The organism is Pseudoalteromonas sp. S327 (assembly GCF_005886415.1).
In the GTDB taxonomy this organism is placed as follows: domain Bacteria; phylum Pseudomonadota; class Gammaproteobacteria; order Enterobacterales; family Alteromonadaceae; genus Pseudoalteromonas; species Pseudoalteromonas atlantica.
Genome location: NZ_PNDP01000033.1, coordinates 63,051 through 90,025 on the forward strand (window position 1 = coordinate 63,051; position 26,975 = coordinate 90,025).

Annotated in this window: 24 protein-coding genes, 1 other RNA gene and 1 pseudogene; 14 read left to right on the plus strand and 12 right to left on the minus strand. The window is 40.9% G+C overall.

Translation table 11 applies throughout. The features are described from left to right. Nucleotides 1–97: 97 nt before the first annotated feature. Nucleotides 98–514, minus strand: a complete 417-nt coding sequence (locus CWB60_RS10575; protein WP_353683220.1) for a Z-ring associated ZapG family protein — start codon at nt 512–514, stop codon at nt 98–100. Between CWB60_RS10575 and CWB60_RS21180 the strand changes: the two are divergent. The 9 genes and pseudogenes from CWB60_RS21180 to CWB60_RS10615 form a co-directional block, all read left to right on the plus strand. Then, a pseudogene (locus tag CWB60_RS21180) lies at nt 453–581 on the plus strand (hypothetical protein); the annotation flags it as partial. The gene CWB60_RS10575 and the pseudogene CWB60_RS21180 sit on opposite strands and share 62 nt — an antisense overlap. 95 nt (nt 582–676) lie before the next feature. Next, nucleotides 677–1,765 carry a cell division protein ZapE gene (gene zapE, locus CWB60_RS10580; RefSeq protein WP_024033326.1) on the plus strand — a complete coding sequence of 363 codons (1,089 nt, stop codon included), beginning with the start codon at nt 677–679 and terminating at the stop codon, nt 1,763–1,765. 285 nt (nt 1,766–2,050) lie between these two features. After that, nucleotides 2,051–2,479: a 50S ribosomal protein L13 gene (gene rplM, locus CWB60_RS10585; protein ID WP_004589103.1), complete on the plus strand. Its 429-nt coding sequence runs from the start codon at nt 2,051–2,053 to the stop codon at nt 2,477–2,479. Nucleotides 2,480–2,487: 8 nt separating this feature from the next. Next, on the plus strand, nt 2,488–2,880 hold the full coding sequence (gene rpsI / locus CWB60_RS10590) for a 30S ribosomal protein S9 (RefSeq protein WP_024600778.1): 393 nt from the start codon (nt 2,488–2,490) through the stop codon (nt 2,878–2,880). A gap of 555 nt (nt 2,881–3,435) precedes the next feature. Next, nucleotides 3,436–4,026, plus strand: a complete 591-nt coding sequence (gene petA / locus CWB60_RS10595; protein WP_004589105.1) for a ubiquinol-cytochrome c reductase iron-sulfur subunit — start codon at nt 3,436–3,438, stop codon at nt 4,024–4,026. Then, nucleotides 4,026–5,291: a cytochrome b gene (locus CWB60_RS10600; RefSeq protein ID WP_004589106.1), complete on the plus strand. Its 1,266-nt coding sequence runs from the start codon at nt 4,026–4,028 to the stop codon at nt 5,289–5,291. Before petA ends, CWB60_RS10600 begins: the two co-directional genes overlap by 1 nt. Beyond that, a complete protein-coding gene (locus CWB60_RS10605; protein ID WP_024033324.1) occupies nt 5,288–6,037 on the plus strand; it encodes a cytochrome c1 in 750 nt (249 codons plus the stop codon). The genes CWB60_RS10600 and CWB60_RS10605 overlap by 4 nt, the downstream gene beginning before the upstream one ends. An 80-nt stretch (nt 6,038–6,117) precedes the next feature. Further along, the gene (gene sspA, locus CWB60_RS10610; RefSeq protein ID WP_004589108.1) at nt 6,118–6,744 is read left to right on the plus strand and encodes a stringent starvation protein SspA; all 627 of its coding nucleotides are present in this window, start codon (nt 6,118–6,120) and stop codon (nt 6,742–6,744) included. After that, the gene (locus CWB60_RS10615) at nt 6,744–7,181 is read left to right on the plus strand and encodes a ClpXP protease specificity-enhancing factor (protein WP_004589109.1); all 438 of its coding nucleotides are present in this window, start codon (nt 6,744–6,746) and stop codon (nt 7,179–7,181) included. Before sspA ends, CWB60_RS10615 begins: the two co-directional genes overlap by 1 nt. A 70-nt stretch (nt 7,182–7,251) precedes the next feature. Here the strand turns inward: CWB60_RS10615 and dolP are convergent, their stop codons facing one another. From dolP to CWB60_RS10635, 4 genes are all read right to left on the minus strand, one after another. Next, nucleotides 7,252–7,818 (minus strand): division/outer membrane stress-associated lipid-binding lipoprotein, encoded by a 567-nt coding sequence (gene dolP / locus CWB60_RS10620; protein WP_138577850.1) that lies wholly within the window; start codon nt 7,816–7,818, stop codon nt 7,252–7,254. Next, complete coding sequence (locus tag CWB60_RS10625; RefSeq protein WP_004589111.1) at nt 7,811–8,404, minus strand: SIS domain-containing protein; 594 nt, start codon at nt 8,402–8,404, stop codon at nt 7,811–7,813. The genes dolP and CWB60_RS10625 overlap by 8 nt, the downstream gene beginning before the upstream one ends. Before the next feature lie 68 nt (nt 8,405–8,472). Then, nucleotides 8,473–8,844, minus strand: a complete 372-nt coding sequence (locus CWB60_RS10630; RefSeq protein ID WP_004589112.1) for a YraN family protein — start codon at nt 8,842–8,844, stop codon at nt 8,473–8,475. 12 nt (nt 8,845–8,856) lie between these two features. Next, nucleotides 8,857–10,740 (minus strand): penicillin-binding protein activator, encoded by a 1,884-nt coding sequence (locus tag CWB60_RS10635; protein WP_138577848.1) that lies wholly within the window; start codon nt 10,738–10,740, stop codon nt 8,857–8,859. A 61-nt stretch (nt 10,741–10,801) separates the two neighbouring features. On the opposite strand from CWB60_RS10635, the gene rsmI reads away from it, so the two are divergent. Further along, nucleotides 10,802–11,659: a 16S rRNA (cytidine(1402)-2'-O)-methyltransferase gene (gene rsmI, locus CWB60_RS10640; protein ID WP_138577846.1), complete on the plus strand. Its 858-nt coding sequence runs from the start codon at nt 10,802–10,804 to the stop codon at nt 11,657–11,659. Nucleotides 11,660–11,702: 43 nt separating this feature from the next. Beyond that, nucleotides 11,703–12,067: RNase P RNA component class A (gene rnpB, locus CWB60_RS10645), an RNA gene on the plus strand. A gap of 56 nt (nt 12,068–12,123) precedes the next feature. On the opposite strand, the gene CWB60_RS10650 is transcribed toward rnpB, so the two are convergent. From CWB60_RS10650 to CWB60_RS10670, 5 genes are all read right to left on the minus strand, one after another. Then, entirely contained in the window at nt 12,124–13,554 is a 1,431-nt protein-coding gene (locus CWB60_RS10650) for a sigma-54-dependent transcriptional regulator (protein WP_138577844.1), read from the minus strand. Further along, nucleotides 13,551–15,257, minus strand: coding sequence for a transporter substrate-binding domain-containing protein (locus CWB60_RS10655; RefSeq protein WP_054982311.1), 1,707 nt, complete (start codon nt 15,255–15,257; stop codon nt 13,551–13,553). Before CWB60_RS10655 ends, CWB60_RS10650 begins: the two co-directional genes overlap by 4 nt. Nucleotides 15,258–15,749: 492 nt before the next feature. Beyond that, a complete protein-coding gene (locus tag CWB60_RS10660) occupies nt 15,750–16,811 on the minus strand; it encodes a putative porin (RefSeq protein WP_138577842.1) in 1,062 nt (353 codons plus the stop codon). A gap of 33 nt (nt 16,812–16,844) precedes the next feature. Continuing rightward, nucleotides 16,845–18,116, minus strand: a complete 1,272-nt coding sequence (locus CWB60_RS10665; RefSeq protein ID WP_004589122.1) for a dicarboxylate/amino acid:cation symporter — start codon at nt 18,114–18,116, stop codon at nt 16,845–16,847. Nucleotides 18,117–18,637: 521 nt separating this feature from the next. Next, nucleotides 18,638–19,708 (minus strand): mechanosensitive ion channel family protein, encoded by a 1,071-nt coding sequence (locus CWB60_RS10670; protein ID WP_249318400.1) that lies wholly within the window; start codon nt 19,706–19,708, stop codon nt 18,638–18,640. 131 nt (nt 19,709–19,839) lie between these two features. On the opposite strand from CWB60_RS10670, the gene CWB60_RS10675 reads away from it, so the two are divergent. Further along, nucleotides 19,840–20,802, plus strand: coding sequence for a YihY/virulence factor BrkB family protein (locus tag CWB60_RS10675; protein WP_004589124.1), 963 nt, complete (start codon nt 19,840–19,842; stop codon nt 20,800–20,802). Here the strand turns inward: CWB60_RS10675 and CWB60_RS10680 are convergent. Beyond that, nucleotides 20,799–21,689, minus strand: a complete 891-nt coding sequence (locus tag CWB60_RS10680) for a LysR family transcriptional regulator (protein WP_138577838.1) — start codon at nt 21,687–21,689, stop codon at nt 20,799–20,801. The two genes, CWB60_RS10675 and CWB60_RS10680, sit on opposite strands and share 4 nt — an antisense overlap. A gap of 73 nt (nt 21,690–21,762) precedes the next feature. After that, nucleotides 21,763–24,783 carry a bifunctional diguanylate cyclase/phosphodiesterase gene (locus tag CWB60_RS10685; protein ID WP_138577836.1) on the minus strand — a complete coding sequence of 1,007 codons (3,021 nt, stop codon included), beginning with the start codon at nt 24,781–24,783 and terminating at the stop codon, nt 21,763–21,765. Nucleotides 24,784–25,128: 345 nt separating this feature from the next. Here CWB60_RS10685 and CWB60_RS10690 point away from each other — a divergent pair, with 345 nt between their 5' ends. Both CWB60_RS10690 and CWB60_RS10695 read left to right on the plus strand, forming a co-directional pair. Then, nucleotides 25,129–25,971 carry a pirin family protein gene (locus tag CWB60_RS10690; RefSeq protein WP_029774067.1) on the plus strand — a complete coding sequence of 281 codons (843 nt, stop codon included), beginning with the start codon at nt 25,129–25,131 and terminating at the stop codon, nt 25,969–25,971. Between the two features lie 21 nt (nt 25,972–25,992). After that, entirely contained in the window at nt 25,993–26,973 is a 981-nt protein-coding gene (locus tag CWB60_RS10695) for a glutathione S-transferase family protein (RefSeq protein WP_138577834.1), read from the plus strand. The last annotated feature ends 2 nt before the right edge of the window (nt 26,974–26,975 follow it).

Below are 26,975 nucleotides of genomic sequence, written 5' to 3' on the forward strand. Positions count from 1 at the left end.
CTTTTCGAATTTAAATATAAAGCTGTTACATTTAAAGACTATGGGGTCAAAAAAAAGTTCCTCAAGATAGCACTAACATTTTAGCGTGCTCAGTGTGTTAAGAGGCTTTTGCAGGTTTTGTATCGCCATTTTGCCCTGCAAATAAACCAGACTCACCCGAGACGTAATCGGCAGGTTGTGCTTGTGCAGATGAACGGTCAACCTCGCGCTCTTTTAAAGATGCTTGTAATTGCTCTGTTGTTTCTTTAGAGAAAAACGGCTCGCTAGGTGCTTTGTTTTTATCATCAAGTAAGAGTTGATTGGTTTCTTCAACATGGCTGAGTAGTTGGTCGTAGTTTTCTTTCATTTTGTTCACAAGCTTACCTGTGCTTGCTAAATGATCGGCCACATCTTGGCGATACTGCTCAAGCGCGTTTTGTGCTTGCTCGGCTTGTTCTTTTAATTCATCTTGCTTAAATTGCTTTTTAGTAACGAATGCACCAACAAAAAATGCCACTACAGCAGTAATAATAATTAAACCTACCCACGTAACTGTGCCCATAACTTTACCCCTTTGGGAAAAAATATCTAATAATGCCTGATTCAAATATAAATCATCCTGTGGGTAATATACCCCGAGTTAAGATGCGTGTTAATATGTTGTGCAAATTAAACTGTGTTTAAAATGTAATTAGATATGACTCCTTGGCAAACTTACCAGCAAGATCTTAAGCGCGATGACTTTGTACATGACCAAGCACAAGAAAATGCAGTGCGCCATTTACAACGTTTATACGATGACCTCACAAATAAAAAACCACAGCAACAAGGCTTTTTTGCAAAGTTGTTTAATAAAAGCGAACCTGAGCCAATTAAAGGGCTTTATTTTTGGGGTGGTGTAGGGCGTGGTAAAACCTATTTAGTAGATACCTTTTACGAAGCGCTGCCAGGTGAGCGTAAAATGCGTGTGCATTTTCATCGCTTTATGCACCGAGTTCACGATGAACTAAAAAAGCTAAATAATAAAAGCAATCCACTGGAAATTGTTGCCGACATATTTAAAGCCGAAACCGATATTATTTGTTTTGATGAATTCTTTGTTCAAGATATTACAGATGCCATGTTACTCGGCGGCTTAATGCAGGCATTATTTGCACGCAATATAGTATTAGTCGCTACCTCTAATATAGTACCTGATGATTTATATAAAAACGGCTTACAGCGTGCGCGTTTTATTCCGGCCATTGAACTGGTAAAAGCGAACACAGAAATAGTAAATGTAGACTCTGGTATTGATTATCGCTTGCGTACACTTGAGCAAGCCGAAATATTTCACAGCCCGTTAGATGAGCAAGCCGATAAAAACTTATTTGAATATTTTGATAAGCTATCGCCAGAGGCGGGGGAGCTTGATCAACCCATAGAAATAGAAGGGCGCTTAATCAACACACGCAAAGTGGCTAAGTGTGTAGTGATGTTTGAATTTAGCGAATTGTGCGAAACCGCACGTAGCCAAGTCGACTACATGGAAATTAGCCGCTTATATAACACTGTTATTATTTCTAATGTTAAACAGCTTGGACAAAATAATGATGATGCAGCTAGGCGCTTTATCGCTTTAGTGGATGAGTTTTACGAGCGACATGTAACATTAATCATTTCGGCTGAAAAACCGATCACGCAGCTTTATACCCAAGGTAATCTTAACTTTGAATTTAAGCGCTGCATTAGCCGCCTGCAAGAAATGCAGTCTTTAGAGTATTTAGCAAAAGAGCATTTAGCATAGCGCTAATACGACTGTATCGACTCTTTAAAGTGGCCTTATTGTTGTTTTTATATAAATGCATAAATTTTTGTAATTTTCTTGTGGAAAAAACAACCGCTCGGTAGCAATGTGTTTTAAGTGCTGGTATACTCCCGCGTCTGCCACGTTGCGTTCTATGTCCTCATATAGTTTAGCCACTTGTGAGCGGCGCTAAAGTCTAAAACTCGAAGGGGTTATAGCATACTTAGAGCGGTAGTTAATAATAACTGCCTGTGGTTTTAATTGAAAAACATTGGATTTTTATAAATGAAAACGTTTGTTGCTAAACCAGAAACAGTAAAACGTGACTGGTACGTAGTTGACGCTGAAGGTAAAACTTTAGGTCGCATCGCTACTGAAATCGCTCATCGCCTACGCGGTAAGCACAAAGCTGAATACACTCCACACGTAGATACTGGTGATTACATCATCGTTATCAACGCTGAGAAAGTTACTGTAACTGGTAACAAATTCAAAGATAAAGTGTACTACGCTCATACTGGTTTCCCAGGTGGTCTTAAGTCTACTACTTTTGATAAACTTCAAGCTGCAAAGCCTGAAATGATCATCGAAAAAGCTGTTAAAGGCATGTTGCCACGTGGTCCTTTAGGCCGCGCTATGTACCGTAAACTTAAAGTTTACGCAGGTACTGAGCACAACCATGCTGCACAACAGCCTCAGGTTCTAGACATTTAAGGAGCACTATCATGGCAAATCAATACTACGGTACAGGTCGTCGTAAAAGTTCAAGTGCTCGCGTATTCTTACGCCCAGGCACTGGTAACATCGTAATCAACAAGCGCTCTTTAGAAGAGTACTTTGGTCGCGAAACAGCACGCATGGTTGTTCGTCAAGCTCTTGAGCTTGTTGACATGACTGAAAAATTTGACCTTCACATCACCGTTGCCGGTGGTGGTACAACTGGTCAAGCTGGTGCTATCCGTCACGGTATCACTCGTGCACTTATGGAGTTTGACGAGTCATTACGTCCACAACTTCGTAAAGCAGGTTTTGTTACACGTGATGCACGTAAAGTTGAACGTAAGAAAGTGGGTCTTAAGAAAGCGCGTAAGCGTCCACAGTTCTCAAAACGTTAATTTTTACGTTATCAAGAATTCAAAAACCCAGCTTATGCTGGGTTTTTTGTTTTTGGCATTAAAATTTAAGTACTTACCTACCTCAAGCCCGCTTTTTTAAGGCTAGGCGCTGATCATATTTTATAAATGCTGCGTATTTAATGTACGAAAGCTTTAAAATACCCATTTCGCTGCAAAAAAGTTAAATAATTATCGCAATTAGTGTAAATCCATCAGTTAATTGGTGGAATTTTTTGCTACAATTGGCTGGCAAGTAGTATGAGCAAGTTCAACATCACCATGTACAGTTTATCTGTTTCCTCGTAGTGGGGTTGATCTTGGTCAGTATATTGTTTTTACAGAAGCGCTATTATAGTCATTCGGCTTTATTCTCGAGCTTACTTTATCAAACTATTGATCAAGTCGGGTTATTCGAGCGTGAGGCTGTGAATAACCTTGTTTTAATCAAGGGTTTTAATTATGATCGCTTCTATTTTAAAAATTTCGAAAAATTAACCTGCTGTAACTGATGTTCTCAATATAGCAAGTGTTGAGAATCATAGTGGAGATAAGTGGATGAGCAATGCGCCTGTAGACAATGGCCGACGTCGCTTTTTAACCATAGCTACCTCTGTTGTAGGTGGTGTTGGTGCGGCTGGGGCTGCTGTTCCTTTTATTGCGTCTTGGAATCCAAGTGAGCGAGCTAAATCTGCGGGTGCGCCTGTAGAAGTAGATATCAGCAAACTTGAGCCAGGACAATTAATACGTGTCGAGTGGCGTGGTAAACCTGTATGGGTTGTATCACGTACCCCTAAAATGCTTGAGCAGATGAAAGAACATGAAGGTCAACTTCGTGATCCGCAATCGCAAGAGCCACAACAACTAGAATCATCAACAAATGATTACCGTTCATTACGCCCAGAGATTTTTGTCGCTGTTGGTATTTGTACGCATTTAGGGTGTTCTCCAGGCTTTTTCCAAGGTAACTTTAGTGAAAAAGTTGAAGGGACAGATGATGGTTTTTACTGTCCATGTCACGGTTCTAAATTTGATATGGCTGGGCGAGTATTTCAATCAGTTCCTGCACCATTGAACTTAGAAGTACCACCTTATACTTTTCTTGATGAAACCACTATTTTAGTGGGCGAAGAAAAAGGGGTAGCCTAATGTTTGGTAAAATTGTTAGTTGGATTGACGACCGTATCCCAATGACACGTGTTTGGAACATGCACATTGCACAGTATCCAGCACCTAAAAACTTTAACTTCTGGTACTTTTTTGGCTCGCTAGCCATGTTAGTACTAGTAAACCAAATACTTACTGGTATTTGGTTAACGATGAACTTTGTTCCCTCTTCTGAAGGCGCTTTCGCATCAGTAGAGTACATCATGCGTGATGTTGAATACGGTTGGTTATTACGTTATTTACACTCAACGGGTGCCTCTGCGTTTTTCATCGTTGTTTATATGCATATGTTCCGTGGTATGATCTACGGCTCTTACCAAAAACCACGTGAATTACTGTGGTTGTTCGGTATGTTTATTTTCTTAGCATTAATGGCTGAAGCCTTCATGGGTTACTTACTACCATGGGGTCAAATGTCGTTCTGGGGTGCGCAGGTAATCATTTCGTTATTCGGGGCTATTCCGGTAATTGGTGATGACTTAACACTTTGGATCCGTGGTGATTACGTAATATCGGGTGCAACGCTTAACCGCTTCTTTGCATTACACGTTATTGCACTACCATTGGTTATTGTAATTTTAGTGTTCTTACACATTGTTGCGCTACACGAAGTGGGCTCTAACAACCCTGACGGTGTTGAAATAAAACGCAAAAAAGGCACTGTGGCTGAAGAAGATAAGTCTAAATTTAAATTCCATGAGTATTACACCGACAAAAAAGACATTGTTGATGCGATACCGTTCCACCCGTACTACACAGTAAAAGATATTGTGGGCGTGGTTGGTTTCTTAATCTTGTTCTGTTGGGTTGTATTCTTTATGCCTGCGATGAATGGTTTCTTCCTAGAAGCGCCAAACTTTGAAGCAGCAAACCCACTTAAAACACCAGAGCACATTTTCCCAGTTTGGTACTTTACGCCATTCTATGCAATCTTACGTGCAATCCCTGATAAGCTTATCGGTGTTGCGGCAATGGGTGCGTCAATTGTGGTACTCGCATTGTTACCGTGGATTGACCGTGGTCGTGTTAAATCGGTTCGTTACCGTTGTGGTTTCCACAAATGGAACATTGCAGGTTTCGTTGTAACTTTCGTTCTTTTAGGTTGGGTGGGTGCAACTCCACAAACTGATATGAAAACGATAATTTCTCAAATCTGTACTGTGACTTACTTTATGTTCTTCGTACTGTTATTTATATACAGTAAGAATGAAAAAACTAAGCCATTGCCTGAGAGGTTAACGAAATGATGAAAAAGCTACTTATTGGTGTATTTGCTTTATCAGTAAACTTGCTGCCTAACATGGTTATGGCTGCGGGTCCTTCGGTTCCTCTTATGGAAGCGGGTAACGATATATCTGATCAGCCTTCTTTGCAGCGCGGCGCAAAGTTGTTCATGAACTACTGTCTTGGTTGTCACCAAATGCAGTATCAACGTTATGAACGTACTTTCCGTGATATTGGTATTCCAACCGAGCTTGGCAAAGAGCAATTGATTTTTGATGGTTCAAAAGTAGGTGGCCATATTCTTAACGCTATCGCAAAAGAAGATGCTGCTAAATGGTTTGGTGCGGCTCCGCCGGATCTAACCAATGTGGCGCGTGTGCGTGGCAGTGATTGGATTTACACTTACTTAAAGTCGTTTTACAAAGATGAATCTCGCCCGTTTGGCGTAAATAATACGTTATTCCCATCGGTGGGTATGCCGCATGTTCTTCAAGAACTACAAGGGCTACCAACACCTATCATTGAAGAAGTTGAACAACATGGTCAAACAGTGACTAAAGTTGTTGGTACTGAAACAGATGGTAAGGGCGAATTAAGCGTTGATGAATACGATCAAGCGGTTCGTGATTTAACGAATTTCTTAGAGTATGTAGGTGAACCTACACGCCTTGAGTCAGAAGCGTTAGGTATTAAGGTAATTGGATTTTTAGTTATCCTGTTTATCTTGGCATTTATGCTTAAGAAAGAATACTGGAGAGATGTTCATTAATTTGAGCATTTTACAAGGTAATTTTGCAATAGGGGCTTAAGCCCCTATTGCTGTTTTAGTTATTTAATGGAGGTATAGGCATGGCCGTAGCTGCCAATAAGCGCCCTGTAATGACCCTTTTTTCTGGTGCTAACTGTATGTATAGCCACCAAGTACGTATTGTACTTGCAGAAAAAGGTGTAAGTGTAGATATTCATTTGGCTGAAAAGGATAACTTGCCAGAGGCACTTCACGAAATTAACCCTTACGGTACAGTACCCACACTGATTGACCGTGAGCTTGGCTTATATCAGGCAAACATCATCATGGAATACCTTGATGAACGTTTCCCTCATCCTCCACTAATGCCTGTGTATCCGGTAATGCGTGGTCGTAGCCGTTTAATGATGCACCGTATTGATACTGATTGGTACAGCCTTGCTGAAAAAATCATTAACAATACAGCAGATGCTGCACAAGCTCGTAAAGAGTTAACTGAAGCGTTACTTGCAATTGCACCAATCTTTAACGAAGCTCCATACTTTATGAGTGAAGAGTTTAGCTTAGTAGATTGTTATTTAGCACCACTATTATGGCGTTTACCAGAGTTTGGTATTGAGCTTAATGGCTCTGGCGCTAAAGAGCTAAAAGAGTACATGATCCGCTTATTTGAGCGTGAGTCATTCCAAGCTTCTTTAACTGAAGCAGAGCGTGAGATCCGTTTATAATGACGCCTAATCGTCCTTATTTACTACGTGCTTTTTTTGATTGGATCGTAGATAACGACTGCACACCACATTTAGTGGTTGATGCGCAGTACCCAGCAGTACAAGTGCCTACGCAGTTTGTACAAGATGGCCAAATAGTGCTTAATATTAGCCCTTCTGCCGTTACTGGGTTTTCGTTAGATATGGAACAACTAAGCTTTAATGCGCGCTTTGGCGGACAGCCAATGCAAGTATATGTGCCTTTAGGTGCGGTACTTGCTATTTATGCGCGTGAAAATGGCGAAGGAACAGTCTTTACTGCAGATGAGTTTTTAGAGGACGAAGACGATTTTGCACCTGACCTTGAAAGTGTGGAAACATCAGATGAGATTATTGATGAAACCCCGCCAGAAAAGCCAGAAAAGAAAAAAGGCTCACATTTACGCGTCATCAAGTAACGCTTAAATACAAAAAAACCGCTAATTAAGCGGTTTTTTTATGTGCCTCATAAAGGGCTTTTTATGTATTTTATAAATATTCAAACACTTTAATAACGCGCTCTACACCCGATACATTGCGTGCAATGTTAACCGCTTGGTTAGACTCAGATTCAGATACTAATCCCATTAAAAATACTTCAGCGTTTTCGGTCACTACTTTAATATTATTACTCGGTATATTTTTAGCTGTTAAAAGCTGCGCTTTTACTTTAGAGGTTAGCCACGAGTCGTGCGTTTGTGTGGTAATTCCAATATTTGAGCCAATTCTAATTTGGTTATGTATTTTACGTATACCTGAGAGCCCCTCAATGCTCTGCTGAGCTTGGTCTTTCATTTCTTGATTGGCAACCTGACCTACCAGTAAAACAATGCCATTAACGCTTATAGCGTCTACATTGGCGAACTTTTCTAGTCGTTCAACTTCACTAAGCGCAATACTGGCTTTAATTTCTATATTATTGTCGTCTATTTGCGAGCCAATGGTGCGGCGATCATTTGCTGCTGTTACTGCACCAGCTGTTCCTGCAACCACTGCGGCTGCACAGCCTTGCAGTAAAACAACAGTACCTAAAACAATAAGAGAGCGTTTAAACATAATTTTCATCCTGCGGGAAAAGAGTTAAATCAACCAGTTCACTTAAGCAATGTAAGTTAACTAAGTGAGATTCAATAATGCGGCTAGGGCGCTTAGAAGGCGTACGAATTTCTACATCATTAGGGCCTAATAAGCCAACGAGTTCTCCACCATCGTCACCTACCATCACTATGACCTTCATATCTTTAGTAAGTGCCGCTTCTACAGCAGAAATAATATGTTTTTCGTTGCCATTAATTGCTAACGCAAGCAGTAAATCGCCTTGCTGTGCAAAGGCACGTACTTGGCGAGCAAAGGTATCATGCTCATCTACTTGGCTACTTTGCCCTAAATTGATGTTTTCTTGAGATAGCGCAATAGCAGGTAAACAGGGGCGCTCTGTTTCGTAGTGATTAACTAATACGCCGGCCATGTGCTGCGCTAGCATATGGCAGTTTGCCGTGCCACAGCAAAGGAGTTTGTTACCATTAATTAAACTTTGTGCAATGGTAAATGCCGCAGACTCTAGTGCGCTTGGCAGTACTTCGCCTGCTGCTATTTGTACTTGAATGCTTTCTGTAAAAATTTCTTTAATTGTATCTTGCATAGACTACCAATAATTTATTCGTCATTTTTGTTTGTTGCTGGGCGTTTTACTGATCTGCTTGCGTGGTGTTAAAGTACGCTTTTGATCCAATTTATATTGCCAGAGCCTTCACCTGTAATGGCAACATAGTCGACTCTTATAGGTTGATTAGTTAAGTTTTTTGCTGCCAAGTAGTGATAAATAGTGCGTTTTAGTCGTGCTTGTTTTTGTGCGCCAAGGGCATAATTTGCACCGCCTCTCGCATTGTTTTTACGAAACTTAACTTCTACAAATACAAGCGTATCGCCGTGTTTCATAATTACATCAAGCTCACCAAAGGGGCAGTAATAATTACGCTCAATAGGCGTAAGCCCTTCACGGGTTAAGTATTTCTCTGCTTGGCGTTCATAGTACTGGCCTTTTTCTCGGCTATTTTGCCACAGCTCTTTAAACCACGACATAGCCGCTCCAGATTAATCAAACGTAAGCGTATTGCTTTCGTTGGCTGATTGCATAAATAAAGGCACGGGCTGCTTTGTTTCTAGCTGTACGGCTTTTATGCGTCTATTTGTGTATTGTGCCCAATCAAGCGTACGCTCTATGTGTCCGCTTGTATTCACCGAAAGCTTCCCACTTAAACCTGTAAACTTATTACCGGGCATTACACTCAATTGCCTAATGTCGCTTAGCACCGACACGGCATCGTAAGCCATGGCAAATAGGCGTTGGCTTATATCGGCATTTTCAGGCCACAGCGTGTTGTATTGGTTGCGTAAGTTATGTTGTTTAACTGTCGCATTAAGCATCCACGGAAGCTCTGTAAAGTAAAGCCCTTCTAAATCGCCTTTATCAGTGCGATCTATTTGTTTACTATGGCTTTTAGAGCTGGCATAAAGCGGGATCCGCTGTGCAAAAGTACTTACATTTACATCTAAATAAGGTTTTATCAGGCGTGTTTCTATAGCGTCGCCTAAAATGTAAATCGCATCAATATCGCTACGAGAGCGGGTTTCACTTTCTACTTCTTGTTTAAATAAAGACTTAACCGTTTTAATACGCTGCTTAGATTTATCAACCTCTAACAAGCTTGTAATTGTGTTTGGCATATCTTTGTTATCGTTATAAAACCCAATTTGCGGTTTTGTTTCGCTATAGCGCTGCCACTGAATATTAAAGTAATCAACCAAACGCTGACCATTGGCATTATTAGGCGCTAATAACATAGGCTTTTGATAACCTTTAGCTAAAAAGTGCTCCAGCGCTTGCTGCACTTCATGCTCAGGGTTTAAAGCAAAAAAGTAATGTTGCAGCGAGAGTCGCTCACCATCAAATGTATTTAAGTGTAATGTAGGGGTATCAATAAGTGTTTTAGCTTGCGCAAGTTTATCTATATTCGCTTTTAATAATGGCCCAATCACAAAGTCTGGATTAAATTGGCTCAGCTGCTCGCTTAGCACTTGGGTTGAAAGGTTCTCGTCTATAAAAATAGTGTCGCTAATAGTTTGCTTATCAAGCCCTGCCAAAATGCCGGCTTTTAGGGCGTCACCTAAACGCTCATTTGCGCCTGATTGCGGTAAAAGTACAGCTAATCGCTCTATATTAACTGGTGCTAGGTCGGCTAGGGCTTCATCTTGCTCGGGTAAAATAGCTACAGCAGGGTGCCCAGGGTAGCGACGGCGCCAATTATTGATGGCTTGGTCAAGCTCTACACCGCTATTTGCATATACCTGGTGGTACAAAGCTAAGTTAGTCCAACCTTGTTGAATAACAGAGCCACGATTAAAGCGCTCTAGCGCATAAGAAGACAGCTTTGTTAAGTTATCCCACAGCGCACTTTGCAGAGCAGGGATCTCAATATTGTTTTTATTCGCAGTTTCTGAGGCTCTAAAAAAATAAGGTGCGGCGCGCTTAGGAAAGTTTTGCGATGCATATATGCTAGCAGTTAAATATTGATGCCAAGCAAAGTGTTCAGGCTGTTTAAGTTGGCCATCGAGCGATTGCAAAATAACGAGCGCTTGGTCGTTTTTATTTTGCTGCTTTTGTGCATAAGCAATGTATAAGCGGTTTTGAATTTTATCTACACTTGGGGTTTGCTCAAGCTCATTACAAATGTTTTCAAGTAACGGCCAGCTTTGCTCAGAAATAGCCGCATCACGCGCACTATAAAGCAATTGAATTTTGTCGGCACCGGTACGATTAAGCGCTAATTTATAAATAGCATCGGCACTGGTTGCTTGATTTTGCAGCGCATTCGCACTGGTGTTAATGCTATCGCTATTTTTAGTTGGTTTTTCGGTTGTGCTACAGGCCGATAACCCTGACAATATAATTAATAGACTAACAAGTTTAAGTCGCACAATGATTTCCCAATACGTTAACGCGATTTGCTTATATTACTGACTGACGCAGGAGACCTCAATGTTAAATGAGGAGAATTCACATAAAATTGGCACTCTTTACATTGTTGCCACCCCAATTGGCAATTTTGACGACTTAAGCCAGCGTGCCATCGCGACATTATCGCAAGTTGACTTAATCGCTGCTGAAGACACGCGCCACACCGGTAAGCTACTAAGCCACTTTGGTATAAAGGCTAAAACCTTTGCATTACATGACCATAACGAAAAACAAAAAGCGCAGCAGATTATTGATTGGCTAAACGAAGGCAAAAATATCGCGCTAGTTTCAGATGCCGGCACGCCGCTGATAAGCGACCCAGGTTATGCCGTTGTAAACTTGTGCCGCGAGCAAGGCGCGCATGTAACACCCGTGCCCGGTGCGTGTGCTGCTATTACTGCAGTGTGTTGCTCAGGCCTGCCAACAGATCGTTTTCAGTTTATTGGCTTTACACCGGCTAAAAGTAAAGCCCGCCAAGACTTTTTCATAGAAGCTGTAAACTCAAGCATTACCAGCATAATGTACGAAAGCACCCACCGTATTATGGCAAGCCTAGATGATTTAGAAGCGGCCTTAGGTAGTGAGCAACAAGTGGTATTTGCAAAAGAGCTAACCAAAACCTTTGAAACTTTTTTTAACGGCACAGTGAGTGAGCTCAAGCAATTTTTAACTGATGATCCCACTAAGCAACGTGGCGAAATTGTTTTAATGTTGCCAGGCAAACCTAAGCTTGTGGACGATATTCCACCCGAGGCACGTAAAATGCTAGCGCTACTTGAAAGCGAAATGCCGATGAAAAAAGCGTGCGGCATAGTAGCTGAATACTTTGGAATGAAGAAAAACGCCCTGTATAAAACAATTATTGACGAAAAAGGGTAAATCTTTACTGCGTACAAGGCGCAGCTCATGTATACTGCGCGCCGAGTTAGCCAAGATAATCGCTGCCTGTGACGAAAATGATCAGGGGGAGGAAAGTCCGGGCTCCACAGGGCAGAGTGCCAGCTAACGGCTGGGGGGCGTGAGCCCACGACAAGTGCAGCAGAGAGGAGACCGCCAACCCTCGGGTTGGTAAGGGTGAAAGGGTGCGGTAAGAGCGCACCGGGCCACTGGTAACAGTTGGTTGCAAGGTAAACTCCACTCGGAGCAAGACCAAATAGGGTTCCTTATGGCGTGGCCCACGTTGGAACCGGGTAGGTTGCTTGAGCCATAGAGCGATTTATGGCCTAGACGAATGATTATCACTTTCTTCGGAAAGGACAGAACCCGGCTTATATGGCTAACTCACTCATTCAACAAAAAAGCCCGCAGTTAACGCTGCGGGCTTTTTTGTGCCTAAAATTTGATTAAGTACTTTGTTGTTTTTTAAGGCTCAGGCTGTCCTTTTTAAGTCGCTTACTGAGTGCTGGCTGCGATATACCGAGTAGTTGCGCTGCCATTGATTGATTTGAGTTGCTACGTTTCATAGCTTCTGCCACAAGTAATTCTGCGGCTTGTTTTAAAGTGGGTAGCGTTGATGTTGACTCAAATAACGGCTTGGCAAGCTGGGCTTGCATATCTAATTTAGGCACGGCGCTGCGTACGCTTTCAAACGCTTTCATAGACAGTGCGCCACTTTGGTGGGTGCTCATTGCATCAAAGGCCATGGCGCGCAGCTCTCTTATATTGCCCGGAAAAGCGTAGTTTTCGAGTAAAATTAATAATTCTTTTGGAATACTTGCCACCGGTTTATTAAATTCTTGTGCGGCAAGCGTTAAAAAGTGCTCTAGTAATAAGGCTATATCTTGCTTGCGCTCTCTAAGCGGCGGAATATTTACATGATGAATTTTTAAACGGTAGTATAAGTCGTTTCTAAATTCGCCATTTTCTTTTTTAGTGAGTAAGTTTTGGTGGGTGGCTGCAATAATGCGGGCGTTGATGCGCTTTGGGGTATCGCTGCCTACTGGGTAATATTCGCCTTCTTGCAAAAGCCTTAATAGCTTTACTTGCGAGGCCAGGTTTAAATCGCCAATTTCATCAAGAAATAATATCCCGCCTGATGCACGTTCTATCATGCCTTTGCGGGCTTGCTCAGCGCCTGTAAAAGCGCCTTTTTTATGGCCAAATAAGGTATCCGAAAATAAGTTATCGTCAAGGCCGGCTACGTTTACACACACAAGCTCGCCACTGCAGCTACTGGTTTCGTGAATGGCTCTGGCTATAAGCTCCTTTCCTACGCCGCTTTCTCCGGTAATTAGAATAGGTTGTTGGCTATTTGATATAGACTCAATGTAATTAAACACCGAATGCATTTGATGATCCACACTAATAATTTTAGAAAACGCAGGATGCAGGCTTGTTTGGTTTTCTAGCAGATAGCCGCGCATGGCTTGGTTTTCTAAGTTTAGCTCTTGAAAACGCACCACTTGCATTATGCTATTGCTTAGGCGTTCTGGATCTTCTGTTTTTACATGATAACTATAAGCACCTAATTTTATACATTTTACAGCGGCTTCTACTTGGTTAATGCCGCTGATGATCACCACCGAAATATGCGGAAAAAGCTCTGTAATTTGCGCTATAAGCTCATCGCCGCTGATATGTGGCATGTTTAAATCAAGCAATACAACGCGAACATTCCCTTGGTTTAGTTTGGCAATTACATCGCGGCTATCATTACATTGTACAATGTTGTTAATGCCGCAGTAGCGCTCTATTGCAAACGATATGCTTCGTAAAAAGCTGTTGTCGTCATCACAAATGAGGACCTCAAAACTAGGATATAAATTAGTATTCATAGTTCTCTCTCGTGTTGTAATAAGGGTAGTGATAGCTTTACTTTTGTGCCTTTACCGAGGGTTGATTTAAAGGTGAGTTGGCCTTGGTGATCTGCCACGATCCCCGCTGATACAGAAAGCCCTAAGCCGGTGCCGCCAGATTGTCGTTTGGTGGTATAAAACGGGTCGGTGAGCTTAATTAAGTGCTGTTGATCAATGCCTACGCCTTGATCTTCAATGCTCAGCACAACCTGATTGTGTTTAGTATGGAAATAGCTGGTGATAATAATTTTTTGCGATTTGTCTTCAAGCGCTTGGCAGGCATTTAAAATTAAATTAACGATTACTTGCTCGATGCGGCTGCCGCTGCCTTTAAACGCAGGCAGTGAGTTGGCTAAGTTAACCTCTAAGTGGTTTGTCGAGTTTTTAATTTGATTTGTGACTAAGCGAATAGAGCGGTTTGTTAGTAGGTTTAAATCTAGCTGCTCAGTTTTCTCATGCGATGCTTCACCTTTTACGGCAAAGCTTTTTAAATCCTCTACTATGCCTTTTACCTTGTTACTGGCAATGTGCATATCGTCTAAAATTTCTGGCAGCATATGTTTAAAGCGCTGATAGCTTACACCGGCAACAAGAAAGTCGCCTTGGCGTGCTTGATGCTCATCAAGTATGTCTGTTGCATCTTCAAAGGCTTCTTTTATAAACGGAAAATTTAACGTTAAAATGCTACATGGGTTATTTATTTCGTGAGCGACTCCCGAAACCAACACCCCCAGTGAGGCCATTTTATCTGCATGAAGTAGCTGTAACTGCTGGGCTTGTAGCTCTTTGGTGCGGCTTTCTACTTTTTTGCGCAGGGCTTTGTTCCAAATTATCACCACGGTGCTAATTAGTAGCAGCACCACTACACATATACCCGCTATTACGCCAGCTTTTGACCAAGGTGATACGTTTAACGGGCCAAACCATTTGTCGTAAATTTCTTGCTGGCGGCCGGTGTTTTTTAAAATAGCTAAGCCTTGAGTAAATTGCGATAACAGCGCTTCATCTGCGGTTTTAGTGGCATAGCCATAAAGCCGGTTTCTTTCTAGGCTAGAAATAGCAGTGATGTTTGATAGCCCCAATTTTTTACTTAAATATAAGCCGGGTAAGTTTGAAACCACTGCAAAGTCATAGCGGCCAGAGGCAAGCAAACGCAGGGCATCGGCATGGGTTTCAACCGGTATAAGGGTAATGTTTAGGCCTGAGTGGTTAAGCATATCAAATGCTGAGCCATTGCTTTGTACAATAACGCGGTAGTTTTCAAGCTCGCTGTAGTGCGTTATTTTAGGGCTATTGTCGCGCGCAAATATAGAGTGGTTAACAAACGTGTGCGGGCTAAAGTTATACAGATCGGTGCGCTCTGGTGTGGCGGCCATGCCTTGTAAAATATCCACATTTCCACGGTCAAACTCGGCTCTTATTTCGGCCCAGGGCATTAGCTTTATTTTTATATTAAGCCCCATTACAGCGGCTATTTCTTGGCTAAGTTCTACGTTGTAACCTGTAAGTTCGCCATCTTCGTTAATAAACTCATAAGGGGGGTAGTTAAAATCTCCGCCCACTATAATTTGTTTAGGCTGCGATAAATTAGCTTGTGCAATGCAGTTTAGGCTATTAATACCCAGTAGGCTTAGTAGCGCTATTTTTAATACATAAAACCAAGCGTTTTGTTTAATAAACAAGTGAGTAAACCTCTGCATTTTTTAGTTGTGGTAGTGCGTTAGTAAATTGTCTAAACAGTACAAATAAAATGGCGTTTATGTTCCTTTTACAGCCGCAAAAAGGTTGTTTTTAGTTGGCAGCAGGGGACTATAGTCTGTATTTTAATTTTATATAAATTAGGTACTAACGAATTTGTCATGGTTTTAAGTCTTATCTATTTATACTTTAAACTAAATAAGAATAAATTAATTGTTAATTAAGGTTTTTTGTAAGGCAGTTATGTCTTTTTAAGGCTGTTTAATAAAATAAAAGCGATTTAATATCGGCTATTAAATCGCTTTTATTGGTTGGGCCTATTTAGAGAATGTTGACCTGTGTAGATTAACGTTTTTCAAGCTAGGGCAGTTTAAGCAAGGCGCTGGCTTTTAAGTGAGTAGGCTTAATAATCGCTTTTGCTAAATACTAAACTCACTACTGTAAATTTAATCACGATTGGTCAACATGCCTTAGTACTAAAACTTCATGTTTAGGTTTACTTGAATGCGATCGCGGCCATTGTTGTTAGTGGGTATATCGTTATTAATATTATCCACGCTAAACCACCTTAAATCGGCATTTAGGTTCTCTGCAATTTTGTAATCTAGCTGTACACGTGTGCCTTTAATATTGGTATAAGAACCCGGAGTATTAGTTTGCGTAAACGCGCCGTTCATAGGTAATGCATAGGCTTCGGTACGTAGCACGTAAAAACGCAGGCCAAACTGTTTATTAATTTGATAACGAGCATGTACAGTAAACGCTGTATTTTCGCTGTCTGCTTCACTTGTGTAGTAATCGGCTGCAAAGCGCACTGCGCCATAACGTACATCAAGGTTATAGGTCATTACGTTGCCTGCTTGGTCAGCATCAAGGCCCGACTCAGCACTGGCATAGGCCGTATCTGAGGCGCTAACAAAAATACCACCAATACCGGCTTTAACGTTAATGTTATTAAAACTTGTAGCATATACACCTTGTAGCTGTTGCCAGCTAGCATCGCGCTTGCCTTCGCCATTATCGACATTTTCTTCAAGAATAATATGCCCCGCATTAACGCTAAACGTATTGTTACTCCAGTTAGCTTGTACACCTTCTAGTGCTATATCGTCACGAAAAAGCAGCTCTGATGAATGCATATAAACGGGTGCCGCTTTACCAATATATACTTGGGTGTTGCTAAGCCCTGTGTACTTCATAAAGGCGCGGTCTAAACCAAAGTCATCGTTATCGCTGGTATCGGTGATACCAAAGGTTTGATGGGTTGAATCGTGTTGGCTTGAGGTTGTTCTAAAGCGCATTTGCGCTGACCAGTTATCGGTAGCTGCGTATTTAATACCAAATCGGGCACGTAAACGGGCGCGGCTTGTTGAGTCAATTGTATCGCCTTCGGTGCGCTCAAAGCGCATACGCATATCGCCAAATAGCTTAACGGCTTCAAGGCCATTTAAACCTTCAATTGTAATATCAGCATGGGCTGGCTTAGCTAAGGCAATAACACCTAATGCAACGGGTAAATAGATAAGTTTACTAGTCATGGTTTGTTCTCTATAAAATTACTAAATCGAGGGTTATTGCTTAGCGGGTTGAGCCGCTGTGTTGTCTTGGTTGTAAAGGGTTTCGTCAAGCTCGCCTTCGCTTTTGCCAATTAATAAAGTAACCATTAAATCGCCAGTTACATTTATGGTAGTGCGCGCCATATCTAAAATTCGGTCAATACCGGCAACTATTGCAATGCCTTCAAGTGGTAGGCCAACGGTGGTAAGTACTAGCGAAAGCATAATAAGGCCTGCACCGGGTACACCAGCGGTGCCTACAGAGGCTAAAGTAGCTGTAGCTATAATGGTTAAGTAATCTGTTGTGGTGAGGTCAATACCAAAGGCTTGGGCAATAAACAGTGCTAATACGCCTTGGTATAAAGCGGTGCCATCCATGTTAATCGTGGCGCCTACTGGCAGTACAAAGCTTGATACAGTACGCGATACACCTAAGTTTTGGGTGGCGCATTTAATGCTGGCAGGTAAAGTACCTGAGCTACTTGTGGTGGTAAAAGCAATAATTTGCGCTTCAATAATACCTTTATAAAAACGCTGTGGATTAAGCTTGCCTAGTAAGCCTACAAAGCCGCCACCCAACACTAAAACGTGAATAATACAGCCTAGGTACACTAAGCCAATTACTTTTATAAGTGGCAGTAAAACATCCAGTCCGTACTTGCCTGATACCCAAGCCATTAATGCAAATACACCGTATGGCGCCAGCTTCATTACAAGCTCAGTTAATTTGTACATTGCATCGGCTAGGCTTTCAAACATTTTGCTAGCGGGTTCGCCTTTTTCACCAATTAGGTTTAAAGCAATGCCTAAGCTCAACGCAAACACAATAATTTGTAAAATATTACCTGAGGCTAATGAGCCCACTGGGTTTTTTGGTACTAAACCTACAATGGTGTCTACTAAGGTAGGGCTTGGTTTAGCATCAGCCACTGTGGTTGCAACCATATTCAAGCCTGCGCCAGGTTCAAACAACAACCCAAGGCCCAAACCAATAGAAATAGCTACTGCGGTGGTGGCTAAATAAAATACGATTGACTTAACACCAATACGACCCATTTTAGTGGTGTCTTTCATTGAAGTAACACCAACAATTAATGAGCAAAATATAAGCGGTACAATTAACATTTTTATGGCGCTAATAAATAGCTGGCCAATTGGTTTTATATATTCAGCATTATTGCCTAACAGCATGCCGGCAATAATACCCGCTATCATACCTATGAGTATTTTTAGCCAGAGCGCCATTTTTTTAGGCTCGTTGTTATTAATACTTGTTGTACTGGTCATAGTGTTATTCCAATTATTTATAATATTTAGTGGGAGCTATTTAACTTTTGCTTAGGGCGTTAACGCGCATATTGCACCGGCACGTGCACAGGCCGCACAAGGGGCTTGCAATGATATGGACAAGCTTTCGTTAGCCTTTTTAGATAGGGGTTGTTTGTACACGTGCATAATTAAGCTCTAAAGTTGTTAGATTATTGTTATTGCATTAATAATGCCAAGCACAGTTTTGTTAATAACGTATTGAATGTTATCGAATTTATTGTTTTTGGTTGGTGGTTTGTTAATATAACTTTTTGAATAATTATTAATAATTAAAGGCGGGTTAAAGGCGGCTTAAATGATGGTTTATAAATAACTCATTTAAAATCAATGAGTTGATAGGTGTATAACTTTTATTATTGATATAACAAAAGTTATATTTAATGCATTAATTAATCATATTTTTTGATTTTTTAGGGTTTAAAACATTATTAAGTTGTAAATTGGCTTTATGTGGCTTTATTTTTTCTTATACGTTTAACTTAGATAATATTTTTACCCTGTTCAGGATCGCGTGATTTTTCGGCTTGATCACGAATTTCGTCGGTATCACTACTTACATCATCAACCGTTTCATTTTGCTGCTGCAGCTGCTTAGAGCTTTGCTGAGCAGTTAAAGGTTGCTCAGCTTTATTGGTGGGCTTTTGTGTATCACTCTCATCAGGTGCACTGAGTAAAATACGCTCGCGGGCATCATCTGGCATACTGATGTTTTGCGCTGTAAATTCGGTTACTAGCTCACGCATTAACTGCGAGGCCACTTTTAACGGACTATGTTGTTCGCTGTTAACCCAAAAAAACAGATTAAAGTTAATTGTTGAGCTGCCTAAATTATTGATCAGTACTTGTGCTGGTGGCTCAGTAATCACACCCGTTTGCTTGTTTGCAATTTCAAGGGCGAGTGTTTGGCAGTAACGAATATCGTTATCGTAACCTATGCCAATCACCACCTTGGCACGCATTTTTGGATTTGCAGTTAGGTTTTTAATGGTATTTTTATAAACCGTGGCGTTAGGTATTTGTATATGGTTGCCATCGTAATCAACTAAGGTGGTTGCGCGAGCGGTGACCTTTTTAACCACACCTAAGCGGCCATCGACTTCTATTACATCGTCTATTTTAAATGGCCGTTGCACGCTCAACAGCAAGCTAGCAATAAAGTTCTCTGCTATGTCTCTAAAGGCAAAGCCCAATATTAAGCCTATTAATCCGGTGCCGCTCATAATAGCAATAGCAAATTCGGTAAGTCCTGCTAAACGTAAAAATAAATACACGCCCAGCAATAAAATTAAAATGCTAATCCCGCGCTTGGCCACTAAGTGCACAAGTTTACTGTCGGTCATATAAATGAGCGGTTTTACTAACAGCTTAGACAAAGGACTGGCGACAAAGTAGCTAATAGTTAAAAGTATAAAACCTAATAAAAGAGTGGGTAATATTTGCGCTGTTGCGTGAAGTAATTGCAAACTTTGGGCGTATAAATACTGCCAACTGATCACGCTTTCTGGGGTGTTTAAGGCATTCACAGCCGTGGTGTTCACTGCAGTTAGCATAGTTATAAGGCTGTTCATGGCGTATTACCTTGGTATTTTAAATAATCTAGCAAGCAGCAAGTTTAATACCAATGCCAAAAGCACAGCTTGGCAAACTTTTTGCTCGATAATAGGCTAAAAAGGAGCAAACAATGAGCAAACCTAAACGGGGACAACATGCCGAGCAGCCAGTGCACATTCCGGTTATTGGTTGGTGGGACATAGCCAAACGTATTTTTAAGCAAATGAGCCAAGATAACTTATCGCTGGTTGCAGCGGGCGTTGCGTTTTATGCCTTACTTGCTATTTTTCCTGCTATTGCTGCAATGGTTTCTGTGTATGCGTACTTTTCATCACCTACCGATATTAGTGAGCACTTAAGTAAAATAGTTACCTTATTACCGCAAAGCACGAGCGATTTAATTTTATCTCAGGTCTCGAGCTTGGCTCAAACCTCTAACGCCAGTTTAAGCTTAAGTGCAATTGGTACACTTATTCTTACTATTTGGAGTAGCTCTAAAGGCAGCCAAGCGCTTATTACTGCCTGTAACATTAGTTATCATGAATACGAAAAGCGCTCTTTTTTTCATGCTCAGTTAGTACGTTTTTTATTTTCGGTAGGGGCTATTTTAGTGGCTATTTTTGCTTTGCTAATTATAGGTATTTTACCCATAGTACTTAATTTAGTGGGCTTAAAAGAAAGTATAGACTTACTAATAAAGTTAATTTCGTGGCCATTACTCGCCTTTATGTTTAATTTTGCATTGGTGCTTTTGTATCGCTATGCACCACACCGAAAACCCGCTAAATGGCGTTGGATTACACTTGGCTCGTGTATTGCGACTGTATTATGGATTTTAGCCTCAATTGGTTTTTCGTTTTATGTCTCTCACTTTGCAAGCTACAACGAAACGTATGGTTCGTTAGGCGGGGTAGTGATTATGCTAATGTGGCTCTATATAAGTGCCTATATTATTACGCTTGGGGCGGTAATAAATGCGGCAACCGAACAACAAACAGCGAAAGATAGTACCAAAGGCCCCGCTAAAGAACGCGGTAAACGCGGAGCCTATGTTGCTGATCACCTTGATGTAGATGAGCCGACAAACTCTTAGCCCGGCTCGTTATTGCACAAGCTTATGAGATGCTGAGTAAATGCTTGGCCAACGGGGCCTAAACGGTCATTGTCGGTGCACATTAAATAAAGCTTTAAGGAGCGGGTTGTACCTTGCTCTAAATTAAGGGGCTTAAGTGTGTTGTTTTTAAGATAAGGTTTAATTTGTGCACTAGGCAGCCATGCATAACCAAAGTTTTGGCTAACCATATCAATAGAGTTACGTAAGTGACTTACTGTCCAGCGCATATCTGCCCCAAGCCAGCCGTCGTCGTGGCTGGTGTGGGTGGCCGAATCGCGAACAACTATTTGCCTGTGTAATTTAAGCTCTCTGTAGGTCAGTGGTTCAGTGCGCTGGTGTAAGGGGTGATCAGGGTGCGCAACGGCAATAAATTCTATATCGCACAAGCTATGGCAATTAATGCCATAAAGCGCAATAGAGGTAATTGCTAAGTCGACCACTGCATTGGTAAGTAATTCGTTTGCGCCATTAAGTACGCTTTCTATCAGTTCTATTTTTACCAGCGGGTATTGCTCATTAATATGGCTTAGCGCTTGGTACAATAAATGCTGCGGAAACACTTCATCTACTGCTATTTTTAATGTGCTTTCAATACCTTCGCTTAACGTATTAGCAACCGATTCTATTTTGCTGGCTTCATCTATTAAAAATTCGGCGCGGCGCAATATAAGCTTGCCGTTATCGGTTAAATACGCTTTACGGCCTTTTACTTCAAGCAATTTTACTTGCAGTGCCGACTCTAACTTTTGCACTGCATGGTGCACGGTTGATTGGCTTTTAAATACCGCGCTGCTAGCACCGGCAAACCCACCATGCTCTACAACAGCTTTAAACATTCTCCATTGCTCGAGTGTTGCCTTTGCCATTTTAAACCTTGTTACTACTTACTATTGATTAAACTACCTGACCGTGTAGACACTCTATTTATTGCGTAACTACTTATTTATTATTAGCAATAACCATTTTTTTGCTGCTCAGCAACGTCATAAACTCTTTTTTAGGCACTGGCCTTGAAAACAAATAACCTTGCCCGTAGTCGCATCCTGCTTTTAGTAGTAGCTGCATTTGTTGCTGTGTTTCAATTCCTTCGGCAATAACTTTTAGGCCAAGCTGGTGGGCCATTACAATAATGGCTTCACATAAAGCAAGCTCTTGGCTCCCAGCTTTAATATTATCAATAAAGCGTTTATCTATTTTTAGGTAATCGGTATCCATTTCCTGTAGGTACGCGAGCGATGAATAGCCGGTGCCAAAGTCATCTAGCGCTAATTGTACACCTGACTGGACTAATGTTTTTAAGCGACTTTGAGTTAGTGGCTCTGGGTTTACCATAAGGCCTTCTGTGATCTCGGCCACAATAGAGGAGGCGGGTAGTTTGGCTGCTTTTAAAATCTCACACCAATCGTCAATTCCGCTATCGATTGTTGATAACTGCACAGGAGAGACATTTATACTAATTTGAAATTGCTCACCCATGGTGGTGTTTATTTCTTTTAGGGTGTGTATTGCTTGCGTAAATACAAATTGGCCCAGCGCATTTATTTGCCTAGTTTCCTCAGCAAGCGGTATAAACGTCGCCGGCGAGACTAACCCCTTTTTAGGGTGGTGCCAGCGAATAAGCCCTTCGGCTTTATGAATGTGCAAATCGTTTAATGCCACAATAGGCTGATAAAATAGCTCAAATTGTTCAAGCTCTATGGCGGTGCGTAAATCTTTTAATAGCTGCATACGCGCTTGCGCATGAATACGCATATCTTTTGAAAAAAACTCAAACCCATTACGGCCGTTATTTTTAGCTTTATACATGGCTTGGTCGGCAGCTTTTAATAGCAGCTCTGTACTTTGGCCATCGCTAGGTGCGCATGCAATGCCGATACTAGCGCTAATAAATAGCTCCTCGTCTTCAAGCTGTATACTTGATGAAAGGCTTTGCAATATATTGCTGGCAATTTGGTTTATATGGCGACTGCTTTTAACATGGTCGTATACAATCACAAACTCATCACCGCCAATACGCGCGACAAAACTGGCGTTTATTGCAGCTTGAATTATCCGTTGAGAAGCTAATTTAAGTAGATTATCGCCATAATGATGGCCTAACGTGTCATTAATATCTTTAAAGTGATCAATATCGAGCAGCATCACAACAAGTTCGCATTTGTCGCCTGTTACTTCTTCAAAACGCTTATTTAAACGCTCTTTAAGCTCAAGCCTATTTGGCAAATCAGTTAAGTGGTCGAAGTGAGTTTTTCGCCATATGGTTTCATCGGCTTGTTTTTTTTCTGTTAGGTCGGTAAAAATGGCCACCCGGCGAGTAGGCATGTTTTTATCATCGTAAACGGTATCTATGATCAGAAACTCGGTATAGGTGTCGCCATTTTTTTTACGATTAATTATCTCACCCTGCCAACGGCCAGTTTCTCTGAGCTCTGCCCACATTTTTTCATAAAAAGCTTTTGAGTGTTTGCCAGATGCTAAAATCCGACTGGTTTTACCTATCGCTTCTTCTTTGCTGTATTGGGTTGTTTCGCAAAACGCAGGGTTTACGTCATAAATAATGCCGTCGGGGTCTGTAATCATCATCCCTTCACTACTATTACTGTAAACAAGCGACGCTAAATGAAGAGCTTTTTCGTTGACCTTTTTCTGGCTTATATCTCTAAGAACAATAATGTATTCATTATTAGTGAGTGCATTGATTCTTGCCTCAAAAAAATGCTCTTTAGATTTTTTAAACAATGTAAACTCAATGGTTTGTGAACCCTCTAAAGTACCTAAATGAGAAAGCAGTAACTCTGCGTTGGCCTCAGAGAGTACATCAATTAATTTTAAAGCTTTGCCTGTCTCAACATTTAGCACAGGGCTAATATAGCCGCCAATATAAAGGATTTTGCCTTGGGCGTTTATACGTATGTAGGTATCGGGTAAAGCATTTAATAAGCTCATTAACTCGTTGTGCTTATTTTTTAATTTAGCCTCTGCAGATAACCGGGTTTGTGCCATAACAGCAAAACGGTCATAAAGCGCACGCAGCTCTGGGCTGTTAGGCTTTTTAATATGTTTGGGCATAGTGCCATTTGCCAGTTCATCTGTGGCTTTGGTTAAATTAGCGATAGGCTTAAATATACTTTGTTTAATTAAGCGCCTAGCTAGCAGCACCAACAGGGCAATAGCCGATAAAAACGCAAAAATGGTTTTAGCAAAGCTTTCATTCACTTTATTAATAAAGTCTTCAACCGAAACGGCTATATAAATATCTAAATTATTATCATGGTCGTCTTTGTATATAACTGAGCGGTGAAAAACCTGATTTTCGCCTTCTGCATTTTTAAACACGGTTAACGAGCTTTTATCGTGAAGTAAATCTATGTCGGTAATTTTTTGGCCTAAATTACGTGGTTGATTAGGGTAGTTGGCCAGTATTAAGCCGTTAGAGTCGGCAATAACGGCCTTGGCATTGTTAGGTAATTTTGCTTCGCTTAAGGCGATATTCCACCAATTCAATGCAATAACGGTAACCAGTGTGCCTTTTAGTTGGTTATTACTATCTATAATTGGGTAGGCAAAATTGACACTTTGCGCTTGGATACTTCGGTCGTATTGAAAATACCCCACCGAAAAACTTTTATTACTAATGGCATTTTGAAAATAAGTACGATCGCTAATATTAATATTTTTACTACGACCATTTGTCACGCACTGTAGATCGCCATTTTTATCAACAATACCTATATTTGCAATATTCTTATAAAGGGCTTTTATTTCGTAAAAGTAATTAGGGCAGGTTGTGGGGAGTGTTTCATTTTTTGCTGTTTTATCGGCTAAATAAATAGTAATACGTTTAACATCATCAACCATTGTTTTTTGATGTTGTGTCAAGTGCTTAGCGATATTTACTATTCTTTCTTCACTTTTTTCTATGGCAGCATCACGCTCATACCATAGCGTAAATACCGTCACAGCGGCGCCGGGAATGCTAAGTAGGATGAGTAGCCTATACAGCTGACTTTTAAGCGATGAAGTAAAAATAAGTTTTCCTTAAGCTCTGCGTCCCTAAAAAGTGATTGTAGACATAAAAGCTAAAAATAACCATACAAAATATAGGGTTGCACTAAAAAGTTATTAGAAATCAGCTTAAGTCTGTGTTTTTAATCATGAAGCTTATTATGCCAAATAAACGAATTATCAAAATAAGCACTCAACTTTCTAAAAAATAGAATGTTTTGCTCGATTTAAAGACATAGTCGTATTGTTTTATGAATGCTTTAATAAGCTCATTAATTAATCTACTACAGTATTTTAAATATGAACATAGCAAAAGTGTTAACTGCTTACGCCACCCAAGATGGTGATGGTGTAAACATAAGTCGAATACCTGGCTTTGATGGCAAATATCTCGACCCTTTTTTAATGATTGATGAGCTAAAGTCTAACAATGAAAGTGACTATATTGGCGGCTTTCCACCGCACCCTCATCGCGGCATTGAAACCTTTACGTACATTATTAAAGGTGGCTTTGAACACCAAGATCAAATGGGTAACAAAAAAGCGATCCGATCTGGTGATGTACAATGGATGAGTACAGGTAGAGGCGTAATGCACAGTGAAATGCCACTGACAGATGCAAAAGAGGGGCTGCATGGCTTTCAAATTTGGATCAATATGCCCAGTGGCGAAAAAATGCGTGCGCCACGTTATCAAGATACTACACAAAATCCAGCGCCTGAAGTAACTAATAAGCATGGCGTGAGCTTTAAAGCTCTTGCGGGTAATTGGCAGTTTGAAGATTGTACGTTAACGTCGAGCTTGCAAAGCTTAGCGGCCAATGCTGCACTGGCCAATGTTACTCTCCCCGTTAATACACGCATGCAGTTAGCAGGGCTTAAACAACGTAAAGTGATGATTTATGTTCATACAGGTGAGCTTATTACAGGTGACGAGCAAACATTTAATGCTGGCAAGTTGCTTATATTAAGTGAAAACAGTGACATTGATATATCTTCACAAAAGGGGGCGGGGATACTTATTTTAGCGGGTAACCCACTTGAGCAACCTATTGCACATATGGGCCCATTTGTAATGACCACGCAAGAGGAAATTAAACAAGCGGTGCGTGATTATCAAAACGGTGAATTTGGCAACATTTAATAATTAATTGAGGAGGTTATTATGGGTTTATTAGTTGATGGTCAATGGCAAGACAAATGGTACGACACCGACTCGAATAATGGTAAATTTAAACGCGAAGCAGCGCAGCTTCGTAATTGGATCACAAAAGATGGCAGCCCTGGACCTACAGGAAGTGGTGGGTTTAAGGCGCAAGCAAATCGCTACCATTTATATGTTGCCTTAGCGTGCCCGTGGGCGCATCGCACACTCATATTCAGACAGCTAAAAGGCCTAAGCGATATTATTAGCGTATCAGTAGTCAGCCCAGATATGTTAGATAAGGGGGGGAGCTTTGATAAAGATAACCTCAGTAGCGGCGATGATTTATTTAATAGTGAATACTTACATCAAATTTATACTAAGCACGATGAAAATTACAGTGGGCGAGTAACTGTGCCTGTGCTTTGGGATAAGCAGCAAAATAAAATTGTTAGTAATGAATCTGCAGATATTATTCGTATGTTTAATACCGCATTTAATGAAATTACGAATAATACGGATGACTATTACCCAAAATCACTACAAGCTGATATTGACGAAATTAACGACCTTGTTTATACCAATATTAATAATGGGGTATATAAAGCGGGTTTTGCAACCACACAAACAGCATACGAAGATGCATTTACTGCGTTATTTAAAGCACTTGATAAAGTAGAGGGCATACTAAGTAAAAATCGTTACCTGATGGGGAGCACATTAACTGAAGCGGATTGGCGTTTATTTACCACACTCATTCGGTTCGATAGCGTGTATGTAGGGCATTTTAAGTGTAATTTACGCACCATTGAAAGCTACCCAGCGCTGAGTAACTATGTACGTGAGTTATACCAAATAGAGGGAGTAGCCAGTACGGTTAACCTTGAGCATATTAAGCGACATTACTATTTTAGCCACACGATGATCAACCCAACGCAAATTATTCCAAAAGGGCCGGCGTTAAACTTTAGCCAAAACCATAATAGAGACGAGTTGGACTAAGA